Below are 12,880 nucleotides of genomic sequence, written 5' to 3' on the forward strand. Positions count from 1 at the left end.
AAGTAGCCACGTAGTAAGCTCTAGCATATTGCTAGGGCTTTTTTTATTTCTGATACTCTTCTGATATCGAAATAATATCGGAAATATGGTATTATTTAATATAGGAAAGATTGGGGAGGAGGGGCTTGAGTATTAAGCCAAGTTGAGATATGGAAACTTCAATTTATAATAAATTAAAAGAGATAAAAGAGTCAGAAACAGTTTCATTTCATATGCCAGGTCATAAATATGGTACTATTTTTGAAAAGTTAGGATATGAGAACGTTATGAAAGAGTTGTATAGACTAGATACAACTGAGATAATAGGTACTGATAATCTACATAATCCAAAAGGAGTGATTTTACAGTCACAAGAGAATGTAAGAAAAATACTATTCCCAGAATATGATGATGTAGAGGTAAGATATTTGGTTAATGGGAGCACATGTGGCATACAAGCTGCAATAATGACTGCCTGTAGACCAAAAGATAAAATTATTATAAATAGAGCTTGTCATCAATCGGTTTATAATGGATGTATACTAGCAGATGCAAGGCCTATATTTGTAAATGAGAAAGTAAATAAAGAAAACAATATCTTCCTAGGAGCAGAAACAAGCGAATATATTGATCAGATTGAAAATAATAAAGATGCTAAAGCAGTATTAATTACAAGACCGACTTATCACGGAATGAGCTTTGAAATAGTGGACATAATTAAAAAGGCACATGAATATAATATGATTGTAATAGTTGATGAAGCACATGGAGCACACTTTGGTCTCAGTCCGAAGCTACCCAAATCTGCTATAGAGTATGGAGCAGACATGGTGATACAGAGTGTTCATAAGAGTTTACCAGCGGTTACTCAGTGTTCAATTTTAATATTAAATGATAATATTATAGATAAAATATATATAAATGAATCTGAAAAAACTATAAAATATTCAATTGATGGTATCAAAAAAAGTATGGAGAATGGTAAAACTAAAGAATCAAAAGATAAGGAAATTGAAAAGATAAACAAGTGTGAAAAAGAAGAAAATAGTGGGGAAAATATCAAGAAAGAAAAAGATTCTGATATAGATGATATATATCTAGAAATAAATTCGAAAAAGAATGAATATTTGGAAGAAAAGAACGATATAGATAGCCATAGTTATTCTTTACATGCGGGTTTTATAGATAAAAATAGACTTAACAGGGTTCTATCAATGATGGAAAGTTCAAGCCCTTCATATTTTTTGATGATGAGTATTGAAATAGCCTTTGATATTTATAAACTTCATGGTAAAAAAATGATGAAAGATCTTTTGGAGAATATAAATAATTTCAAAAAAGAAGTTAAATCATATGATATTTTTGAGACATCTGATCCTACAAAGATATTTATAAATACTATAAATAAGGGAATAAATGGATATGATTTTGCTAAAGTTTTAAGATATAGATACAATATTCAAGTTGAACTGGCAAATTATAGTGGGATTTTGATGCTTTGTACTATATCCAATGATAAGCATGACTTTGATAGTATGTTGCTAGCTTTGGAGGAAATCTGTAAGAAGAAACTTTTTGGTTTGAATCTAGATTTTTTTGATGATATAGATGACGCTACCACAAAGAATAAAAATGATGATATAAAGAGAATGACAAGCAGTAAGCAAGTAAAGGTTGACCTTCCAACATCTATACCTAAAGCTGAAATAGCGCCTATGGAAGCATTTAATATGGATACTGAGGATATATCTATTGAGGATTCTTTAGGACGAATATGTGGCGAATTCGTAATTCCTTATCCTCCAGGAGTTTGTTTAGTAGCACCTGGAGAAGTAATAGAGAGTGAGGTCATCGAATTTATAAAATGTGCCAATAAAATAGATGTCGATATAAATGGAATGGAAAGTGCAGAGTTTAACTTCATAAAAGTGGTTAAAGAACAAAGTAAATAGTGGTTAAGCAAAAATTATAAAATATATAAAAAAATCGATAACATTATATTGAGTTAGAAAAATTAATAGAGTTTAAAGTGAATTTATAAAAATCTATCTTTGAAAAGATTTATTAATGTATTGGAATATAGAGAATTTGCATTGATTTTTTGGGGATTCTATTATATAAAAAATAAATTCATTAAAAAATGCTCAACAGTGTTATAATAAGAGAGAATAAGCTATTTATACGATTTGTATAGATAGCTTATATTTAGATAAAGAACATTTAATTTTTAATATTATAAAAACCGATTAAATAAAAATGAAAAAGTTGAAAAATGAAAAAGTTGAAAAAATAATAGAGCTAAATAAAAATAATAGAGCTAAATAAAAATAAAAATGTTAAATAAATAAAAATATTAAATAAATAAAAATATTAAATAAATAAAAAGGTTAAATAAATAAAAAGGAAGTTGAATATATGACAAAGTTAGAAAAAAACAAGGGTAGAATGTTTGTAATAGAGAGCGGAACAGATGGCTCAGGTAAAGCAACACAGACAAAACTACTATATGATAAACTAATAGAGGATGGTTATAATGTAATGAAGGTAAGCTATCCAAATTATGATTCAGATTCATCTGCACTTGTAAAGATGTATTTACGAGGAGATTTTGGAAAAAAGGCAGATGACGTAGATGCATATATAGCATCAACTTTTTATGCCGCAGATAGATACGCTTCCTACAAGACTGAATGGGAAGATTTTTATATGAATGGCGGAATTATAATAGCAGACAGATACACAACCTCTAACATGGTTCATCAAGCTTCTAAGATGGATAATATAGTCCAAAGAGAAAAATTCCTTGAGTGGTTGGATGAATATGAGTATGGATTATATAAAATTCCTAGACCTAGTGAAGTCTTTTTCTTAGATGTGCCAGTTGAGTTTAGTGAAGAGCTGATGAAGGACAGAAAAAATAAAATTACAAACGATGATAAAAAAGATATACATGAAAGTGATCATGATTATTTGGTAAAGACATATAGAAATTCAAAATATGTTGCCGATAAATATGATTGGAAGATTATAGAGTGTATTGATTGTAAGCTTAGAGAAATGAAATCAGTAGAGCTTATACATGAAGAAATATATCAGAAGGTATTAGAAGCAATAAACAATAAGTAGCAAGTACAAGCTAACTAATAAATAAAATATCTAAACGTTAGCATAATACTGGAAAAGCAAAAGGTAATGATAAAGATAATCGAAAAATTGAGTTTTATTAAAAAATTGGGAAAGAGAGAAGATATGTTTGAAGATATTCTAGGACAAGACAGCGTCAAAAAAAGGTTAAATAGAGCTATTGAATCAAATAAGATAACAAATGCATATATATTTAGTGGACCTGAAGGCGTTGGGAAAAAAATGATAGCAAAGGATTTTGCAAGTAGTCTTATAGGAATCGATGCTAATAATAGTCCGGATTATACATTAATTGATGCAAAGAAGGGTGAAAACTCTATTAAAATAGATCAAATAAGAAAATTAAATACAAGTATGGGCTTAAAACCATATAGTGATTATAAAATATATATAATTAATAATGCAGAAAAAATGACGGTTCAAGCTCAAAATGCACTATTAAAAACTTTAGAAGAACCCTCTAGTTATGGTATAATAATACTGATAAGCAAAAATGAACAAGCCTTATTACAGACTATTAGATCAAGGTGTACAGAAGTTAAATTCTCTCCTTTGAATAGAAATGATATTAAAAAAATTCTAATCAATGAAGGTATAGAGGAAGAAACAGCTATAATTGCATCTATTTTTTCTAGGGGTAGTGCGGCAATGGCCTTGGATATGAGCAGTAATCAAGATTTAAATGACTTGAGAGATAAAGTTGAATCTTTCATAGAGTATATGATAGTAGAAAAAAATAAATTTGAGATTACAAGAATATCCGAATATATGAAAGAGTATAGTGATGAAGTTCAAAAGGTAACCGAACTTTTGAAAATATACATAAGAGATGCGATTTTGTATAGAGAAGGTGTAGATACAGAATTATTGATTAATATAGATCGAATAAAAATAATTAGGAAGGTAGCCTTGTCTGTGAGTGTGGCCCAGTTGGGTAAGATAATGTCTATTTTAGAAGAAACAGACAGAAAACTTGCTGCCAACTGTAATTTCAATACAACTATACAGACCATGGCATTAAATATTTATGAGGTGGTTAAATAAATGGTAAAGATAGTAGGTGTAAGATTTAAACCAGCAGGAAAGATATATTATTTTGATCCTGTTGAGATAGAGTTAAAGGTTGGAGAAGATGTAATAGTTGAAACATCTAGAGGTCTGGAATATGGAATGATCGTAGTAGGACCAAAAGAAGTAGAGGAAGAAGATTTGGTTAGCCCTTTGAAGCCGATTATCAGAATAGCAAATGACGATGATAAGATGACATATGCTGAAAATAAGGACAAGACTAAAACGGCTTTTGATATATGTGAAACAAAAATAAAGGAACATGAATTAGAAATGTTTCTTATAGATTGTGAATATACTTTTGATAGAAATAAGCTGATATTCTATTTTACAGCAGATGGAAGAATTGACTTTAGAGACCTAGTAAAAGATCTTGCAGCAATATTTAAAACAAGAATAGAGCTAAGACAAATAGGTGTCAGGGATGAAGCTAAGATATTAAACTCAATAGGACCTTGTGGTAGAGCACTTTGTTGTTCAACTTGGATAGGAGAGTTTATGCCAGTATCTATTAAAATGGCTAAGGAACAGGGCTTATCACTTAATCCAGCTAAAATATCAGGAGTTTGTGGAAGATTATTTTGTTGTTTAAAGTATGAGGCCCAAGGATATTCAGAGGCTATCAAGAAAATGCCAGCCCCAGGTTGGATAGTGAAGGATAGCTTTGATGATAGAAAGGCTAAGATATTGGAAGTAAATCACTTACTGGAAACTATAAAGGTAGAATATGAAGATAAGACAGTAGGTATTTTGTCTGAAGGTGATTATACTGTAATAAAATCTTTCAAGAAAGATAACTCAGATCATAGGCATCACCCAGCTAACGATGAGAAATTAGATGCAGCAGATTTAAAAGAATTAAAGAAATTAGAAAAAGAAAAATAATATTATAATATAGATAAAAAAGTAACAATAAATAAAGAAGTATTTAAACAGTTTGCTTTAGCAAACTGTTTAAATATTTTGTGAAGTTTGAAAAATTAAACAAAGTGTTTAAAAAGTGAAAGAAAAATAATAGGATAGTATGTCAATAAAAGAGTTATAAAAAGAAAAATAATAGAACTTATTAAAATATAAAATAATATATAGATTAAAATGGAAGGTACAATGGAAGTAAAATTATTAGAAAATGAGAGAATAGATGATCTACAGTTTGAGGGATTAAAGCTGATTCAGAGTACAGATGGATTTTGTTTTGGTATAGATGCTGTGTTATTATCGAATTTTTGCAAGATAAAGAAAAATTCTAGGGTAATAGATTTAGGAACAGGAACAGGTATTATACCAGTACTACTAGCTGGAAAAAGCAATGCAAAAGAAATATATGGAATAGAAATACAGGATGAAGTAGCTGAAATGGCAAAGAGGTCAATAAAGTTAAATGATTTAGAAGATAGGGTAAAAATAATAAATGCAGATTTGAAGGATGTAACAGATATTTTTGAAAAATACAGTTTTGATGTGGTGACTTCAAACCCTCCTTATATGCACTCAAAAGGGTTAATCAATGAAAATGATAAAAAAGCAATCTCTAGACATAGTATAAAGTGCGATGTAGAAGATGTGATAAGAGCAGCATCCGATTTATTAAAACCCAATGGCAGATTTTTCATGGTTAATAGACCCAATAGATTGGTAGATATGATGTATTTTGGAAGAAAATACAAGCTAGAAGCTAAATTTATAAGATTTGTGCATTCAAGGGAGACAAAGGCGCCAAAATTAATATTGGTAGAATATGTTAAACATGCCAAAGCAGAGGCAAAAATAATGGATCCCTTATACATATATGATGATGAAAATAAGTATACTCAGGATATAATAGAAGTTTATGAAAAAAAGAGTGTGGAGGTGAGATAATGTCAGGTAAATTATATGTATGTCCTACTCCTATAGGCAATCTAGAAGATATCACCTATAGAACGCTTAGGATATTTAATGAAGTAGATATGATAGCTGCAGAGGATACGAGACACACTATAAAGCTATTAAATCATTTTGAGATAAGTAAGCCATTGACTAGCTATCATGAACACAATAAAAATTCAAAGGGTTACGTATTAATTGAAGCTTTAAAAGAAGGCAAAAACATAGCGTTAGTAAGTGATGCAGGAATGCCAGGTATATCTGATCCAGGAGAAGATATAGTAAGAGAATGTATCGAAAACTCTATAGATGTAGAAATCCTACCAGGGGCATCTGCTTTTGTAATAGCTCTTGTAGGCTCTGGAATTGATACGAGAAGATTTACTTTTGAAGGATTTTTAGATAGAGAAAAAAAGAAAAAGAAAAAAAGAATAGAAGAAATCAAGAATGAAAAAAATACTCTTATAATATACGAATCCCCACACAGACTAAAAGAGACTTTAAAGCTTCTTAGAGAAGGTTTTGGCGATAGAAAGATCAGTCTATGCAGAGAGCTAACAAAGAAGCATGAGGAGTATATCAGGACCACTATAGAGGGTGCAATCACATACTATGAGCAAAATGATCCAAGAGGAGAGTATATACTGATTATAGAAGGTAATAAAAATGTAGAAGAAAGTCTAGATGAAACTGACAAGCTAGATGATAGAGAATATGTAAAGCATCTTATGGATAATGGTATGAGTAAAAAAGATGCAATTAAAACAGTGGCTAAAAAACGTGGCCTTAAAAGAGATGTTGTATATCAGCAAGCCTTAGATTTATAAATATATAAATTAAGCAATATTATAAAAAATATTAATTCAAGTAAAATAAAATGAAAATTTTTAATAAGCCTATATACTTCATATAGGCTTATTTATATGGCGTTTTTTAGATATTAATCTTGAAAAACTTTCCTTTAAATGTTTAAAGACTGTATTTTTTGAGTAAATATAATATAAGTTATAAAATTTGCTATTACTTAAGAGAGTTTAATATTTTGTATTTTTAAATATATAGATAAAGATTAAAATTAAGCTAATTTAGAAATAATAAGATCGTTTTTATCTGATTTTATTAAAAATTTTGAAAATAATCTTGATTATATGCTTATTATCGTATATATTTGTATTTAGGAGATTTTTAAATACTAGATTTATCTAATAAATTAAAAAGATTTGCCATAAAATAAATGTCGGCAATTGTATACAATGAGCAAGTAACATAACAATGTAAAGGAATTGTGTAGGTCGACTAAAAAAAAATGCCGTTAAAATAAAAACTAAAAGACTGTTAGGAAAGGTGTTTATAGCGGTAGGACTTTTATAAAATATAAATATATTATAAAAAAACGACAAATAATTATAATAAAAATAGTATTTTAGATGTATTTATGATAAAATAGAAGTATATACCAGTACTTTATAATATTAAGTACTATAATATGTTCATATAAGGAGTTTTGAAATGGAACCTAACTTGACAATGTTAACCGATTTATATCAGTTAACAATGATAAATGGGTATTACAGAAAAGGTACTCATGAAGACACTGCAGTTTTTGATGTTTTTTTCAGAAAAAACGGTAGTGAAGGTGGATATACTATTATTTGTGGCGTAGCAGAAGTAGTGGAATATATAAAGAGTCTTAAGTTTGAAGATTCTGATCTTGAATATCTGAGAAGTCTGAATCTTTTTGAAGAAGATTTCATACAGTTTTTAAAGGACTTTAAATTTACTGGGGATATATATGCAGTTGAAGATGGGACAGTGATGTTTCCTGGAGAGCCTGTAATAGTGGTGAAGGCACCTCTATATCAAGCACAACTAATAGAAACTGCGATGTTATCAATAGTTAATTTTATGTCTTTGATAGCAACTAAAGCAGCAAGAGTATGTAATGCAGCAAAGGGAGATCCTGTATTAGAGTTTGGACTTAGAAGAGCTCAAGGACCACAGGCAGGACTTTACGGAGCTAAGGCAGCTGTTATAGGTGGATGTTCTGGTACATCAAATGTACTGGCAGGAAAGATGTTTGACGTTCCAGTATCTGGGACTCATGCACATAGCTGGGTACAAAAGTTTGATACAGAATTGGATGCTTTTAGAGCTTATGCAGAGGTTTATCCAGATGAGTGTCTATTATTGATAGATACCTATAATGTACTTGAAAGTGGAATCAAAAATGCAATAATTGTATTTGATGAACTAAGAGCAAAGGGATATGAACCAGTAGGTGTAAGACTTGATTCAGGAGATTTGGCATATATTTCTAAGGAAGTAAGAAAAATACTAGATGAAGCGGGTTATCCAGATGCAAAGATTACTGCTTCAAATGATTTAGATGAATATACAATCACATCTCTTAAGCAGGAAGGTGCTGAAATCGATTCCTGGGGTGTAGGTACAAAGCTTATTACATCATATGATTATCCTTCTTTGGGAGGAGTTTATAAGCTATCTGCTACTTCAAACTCAAAGGGAGAGCTAGTTCCAAAGATAAAAATATCTGAAAATCCTGAAAAGATTAATAACCCAGGATTTAAAAAGGTAGTAAGAATCTACAATCCTTGTGGTAGGGCAGCAGCAGACTTGATAATGTTAAACCATGAAGAAATAGATACAACAGCTCCTATTGAGATTTTCGATCCAGTATATACTTGGAAAAGAAAGAAAATTGAACACTATGCAATAAGAGAGATGCTGTCACCATTATTTATAGGTGGCAAGTGTGTTAGGGAAGCAAAGAGTGTTGAGGAAGTCAAAAAGTATACTAAGGCAGAATTAAATAGCATATGGGATCAGTATAAGAGAATAAAAAATCCTCACATATACAAGGTGGATTTATCTCAAGATCTATGGGATCTCAAGAATGATATGGTGGCCTCTAGAAGGAATGTTTAAATATATTTTATGTAAAGTAGGTGGATAAAATGACAAAAAAATCTTATGAAGAAAGAATGGATTCAACAGATGCAAAGATTATTGAAATTTTACAGGAAAACGGTAGAATTTCTATGAAGGACTTAGGTATAGCTGTAGGATTAACTTCTCCAGCAGTATCAGAGAGAGTAAAGAGATTAGAAGAGGCAGGAATAATCTCAGGCTATAAGGCTATCATAAATCCAGATTCAATGGGAAGAGTAATCAAGGCATTTATAAATGTATCTCTACCAGGAACAGCTTATGAGGCATTTATAGATACAGTAAGAAATGATCCAAGAATAGTAGAGTGTCACCACATAACAGGAGACGACAGTTCTCTAATTAAAGTAATAGTAGAAAACATGGATGAATTGGAAAATGTGATAGATGGTCTTAAGGACTATGGAAGAACAAAGACTTCTGTAATACTTTCTACTCCAATTCAGGCAAAATCAATCCTATAATAATTGACTTTTGACGTGATTTATTATAGACTTGTCTTTAGCATAGCTTTTGTTTAGATATATTGGGTTCTTTGAGATTTTGTATCTTTGTAGATGCAAGGAATAGAAGAGTGGTTTCAAGCAATAAGTCTAGGCTAGAGATCTAAAGAAATACAGTTATTTCTAAAGTTTTATAATAATAAGGCGATGAAGAGAAGAGAGATATGTAATAAGGTTACAGAGAGTCGGAATAGGTGAGAGCCGATACTATAAAGATATTGAAAATGGACTCTGAGCTACATATCTGAGCTGAGGTTAGGATATGCGTATGACGCGTTAAGTCAAAGAGATATTGATGTTGATACTTTGTATTAATTTCAATAATTAGGGTGGTACCGTGAATTAATACTCGCCCCTATGATTTCATAGGGGGCGAGTTTTTTTATTATCAAAATTTATTTAAAATCAGGAGGAAATTATGACAAAACCAACATTTTATGTTACAACACCTATATATTACCCAAGTGGTAAGTTGCATATAGGTCATGCATATACTACAATTGCAGCTGATGCAATAGCAAGATTTAAAAGATTCTGTGGTTATGATGTAAGATTTTTGACAGGAACAGATGAACACGGAGAAAAAATACAAAAAAAGGCACACGAAGCAAATATGAGTGAAATAGAATTTTTAGATGCTCAGATTGCTGATATCAAAAAGCTTTGGGAAAAGCTAGAAATATCAAATGATGATTTTATCAGAACAACAGAACCAAGACATGAAAAAGCAATACAAAAGATATTTACTAAACTGTATGAACAGGGAGATATTTACAAAGGTGAGTATGAAGGTCACTATTGTGTTCCTTGTGAAAGCTTCTGGACTGAATCACAGCTATTAGAAGGTGACAAGTGCCCTGACTGTGGAAGAAAAACAGAACTTGTAAAGGAAGAATCATACTTTTTCAAGCTATCTAAGTATGAAGATAGAATAAGAGATTTATTTGAAAGTGGGACATTTATATTCCCTGAAAGTAGAAAAAATGAAATGATCAAAAATTTCCTTGATCCAGGACTAGAGGATTTATCAGTTACTAGAACTTCATTTGACTGGGGAGTAAAGGTACCTTTTGATGAAAAGCATGTAATATACGTATGGATAGATGCTCTTTGCAACTACATTACTTCTATGGGATATGCAAGTGATGATGATTCAGAGTACAAAAAATATTGGCCAGCTGATGTTCATCTAGTAGCCAAGGAAATAGTGAGATTCCATACAATTATATGGCCAGCCATATTGATGGCACTAGACTTACCTCTTCCAAAGAAGGTATTCGGTCATGGTTGGATATTATTTGCAGATGACAAGATGAGTAAGTCTAAGGGAAATATAGTATATCCAGGTCCAATGATAGATAGATATGGAGTAGATGCACTTAAGTATTTCCTACTTAGAGAATTCTCATTTGGACAAGATGGTAGCTATACTCATAGAAATTTTGTAAACAGAATAAACTCTGACCTTGCAAATGATTTGGGTAACCTAGTATCTAGAACTGTTTCTATGGTAGAAAAATACAATGATGGAATACTTGTAAAAAATGATGCAGGAACTGAATTTGATGAGAGCTTAATAGAAACATATAGACAAACTAGAAAAGACTTTGAAAAGCACATGAATGATTTGATGTTCCATGAAGCTTTAGAAAGTGTATGGAAATTAATTAGAAGAACAAATAAGTATATAGATGAAACAATGCCTTGGGCGTTGGCAAAGGATGAAGCAAAGAAAGATACTCTAAACCATGTATTATATAATCTTTGCGAATCAATAAGACTAAGTGCAGCAATGTTTAGTTCACTTTTACCTGATACTGCTAGAAAGATATTCGATCAGTTAGGTATAGAAGGAAGAGAAGAATTATATAATTGGGAAAGCACAGATACTTTTGGATTACTTCCAGAAGGAACGAAGGTTTATAAGGGACAGTCACTATTCCCAAGATTAGATGTAGAAGAGGAGATAAAGACTTTGGAAGAAATGTTTGAAGAAAAAATAGATGTAGAAGAAAAAGCTTTAGAGCATAAGGAAGAAATAACTATAGATGATTTTGATAAGGTAGAAATGAGAGTTGGAAAAGTAATCAAGTGTGAAAAGCATCCTAAGGCTGATAGATTATTGGTATCTCAGATAAAGCTAGGATCAGAAACTAGACAGATTGTATCAGGAATAGCACAGTATTATAAGCCAGAAGAAATGGTTGGAAAAAATGTAATAGTAGTATGCAACCTAAAGCCAGTGAAACTAAGAGGTGTATTATCTCAAGGTATGGTACTTGCTGCAGGAGATGATGGAGATGATCTAATAATCCCAGAGGCAATAGGTGCAAAGGATGGAGCTGAGGTGAGATAGATGTTGTTTGATTCGCATGCACATATCAATGATGAAAGGTTCGATGAGGATAGAGATGAAGTAATTGAGCATCTAAGAGAAAATTCAGTTGATTTAGTAGTCAATCCAGGTGCAGATATGCCATCATCTAGATCAGCGGTAGAACTAGCAAACAGGGTAGATTTTATATATGCAGCAGTAGGAGTACATCCTCATGATGTAGAGACTATGACTGACAAAGATTTAGAGGAACTAAGAAATCTAGCCAAGGAAAACGAAAAAGTAGTAGCAATAGGTGAAATAGGATTGGATTATTATTATGATTTATCGCCTAGAGAATTGCAAAAAGAATGGTTTATAAAGCAGATAGAACTTGCCAATGAACTAGGGCTTCCATTTGTAGTTCATGATAGAGATGCTCATGGAGATACCTTTGAAATAATCAAAAAGTATAAGGCTCCAGAGACAGGCTGTGTACTTCATTGTTATAGTGGTTCTTTAGAATTAGCATTGGAATATATAAAAATGGGATGCTATATTTCTATACCAGGTACAGTAACTTTCAAGAATAATAGAAAGACTGTTGAGGTAGCAGAAAATATTCCAATGGAGTGGATGTTTATAGAGACAGATTCACCATATCTGACTCCAGTTCCATATAGAGGAAAGAGAAATGATCCTTCAAAAGTAAGATATGTAGCTGAAAAAGTTGCAGAACTTAGAGGGATTTCATATGAAGAAGTATGCAAAATCACGAAAGAAAATGCAAAAAAATTCTTTAATATAAAATAGCTATTAATCAAAATATAATTGAAAAATAGGTAATGTATTTAAATAAAAGTTATTGACCATGGACTTGAAACTTTATGACAACTAGATAAAGAGCTAAATATGAGTCAAAATATAATTGTAGTTAAGATTAATATGATTGAGATAGAGAAAGGGTACCGTATAGTATTATGCGGTACCCTTTTTATTTAATTGTTGCAACTATAGAAATTTCAAATTAAAATCGAGG

Annotated in this window: 10 protein-coding genes and 1 other annotated feature; all 10 genes read left to right on the top strand. The window is 31.0% G+C overall.

All coding sequences use genetic code 11. The features are described from left to right. The first annotated feature begins 149 nt into the window (after window positions 1-149). Window positions 150-1,931 (top strand): aminotransferase class I/II-fold pyridoxal phosphate-dependent enzyme, encoded by a 1,782-nt coding sequence (locus tag RR561_RS05815; protein ID WP_332506611.1) that lies wholly within the window; start codon window positions 150-152, stop codon window positions 1,929-1,931. Window positions 1,932-2,394: 463 nt separating this feature from the next. Continuing rightward, on the top strand, window positions 2,395-3,105 hold the full coding sequence (locus tag RR561_RS05820) for a dTMP kinase (protein ID WP_332506612.1): 711 nt from the start codon (window positions 2,395-2,397) through the stop codon (window positions 3,103-3,105). Window positions 3,106-3,228: 123 nt separating this feature from the next. Next, window positions 3,229-4,167 (top strand): DNA polymerase III subunit, encoded by a 939-nt coding sequence (locus RR561_RS05825; protein ID WP_332506613.1) that lies wholly within the window; start codon window positions 3,229-3,231, stop codon window positions 4,165-4,167. Next, window positions 4,168-5,076 carry a PSP1 domain-containing protein gene (locus RR561_RS05830; protein WP_332506614.1) on the top strand — a complete coding sequence of 303 codons (909 nt, stop codon included), beginning with the start codon at window positions 4,168-4,170 and terminating at the stop codon, window positions 5,074-5,076. Between the two features lie 222 nt (window positions 5,077-5,298). Further along, window positions 5,299-6,051 carry a tRNA1(Val) (adenine(37)-N6)-methyltransferase gene (locus RR561_RS05835; protein ID WP_332506615.1) on the top strand — a complete coding sequence of 251 codons (753 nt, stop codon included), beginning with the start codon at window positions 5,299-5,301 and terminating at the stop codon, window positions 6,049-6,051. Further along, entirely contained in the window at window positions 6,051-6,884 is an 834-nt protein-coding gene (gene rsmI / locus RR561_RS05840; RefSeq protein ID WP_332506616.1) for a 16S rRNA (cytidine(1402)-2'-O)-methyltransferase, read from the top strand. Before RR561_RS05835 ends, rsmI begins: the two co-directional genes overlap by 1 nt. Before the next feature lie 682 nt (window positions 6,885-7,566). Next, window positions 7,567-9,003: a nicotinate phosphoribosyltransferase gene (locus tag RR561_RS05845; protein WP_332506617.1), complete on the top strand. Its 1,437-nt coding sequence runs from the start codon at window positions 7,567-7,569 to the stop codon at window positions 9,001-9,003. A 56-nt stretch (window positions 9,004-9,059) separates the two neighbouring features. Then, window positions 9,060-9,488 (top strand): Lrp/AsnC family transcriptional regulator, encoded by a 429-nt coding sequence (locus RR561_RS05850; protein WP_106777469.1) that lies wholly within the window; start codon window positions 9,060-9,062, stop codon window positions 9,486-9,488. A 177-nt stretch (window positions 9,489-9,665) separates the two neighbouring features. Then, window positions 9,666-9,887: a binding site (T-box leader), on the top strand. Between the two features lie 58 nt (window positions 9,888-9,945). After that, complete coding sequence (metG, locus tag RR561_RS05855; protein WP_332506618.1) at window positions 9,946-11,883, top strand: methionine--tRNA ligase; 1,938 nt, start codon at window positions 9,946-9,948, stop codon at window positions 11,881-11,883. After that, entirely contained in the window at window positions 11,884-12,654 is a 771-nt protein-coding gene (locus tag RR561_RS05860) for a TatD family hydrolase (RefSeq protein WP_332506619.1), read from the top strand. The last annotated feature ends 226 nt before the right edge of the window (window positions 12,655-12,880 follow it).

It is taken from the genome of Peptostreptococcus sp., from assembly GCF_036639115.1.
GTDB lineage: Bacteria > Bacillota > Clostridia > Peptostreptococcales > Peptostreptococcaceae > Peptostreptococcus.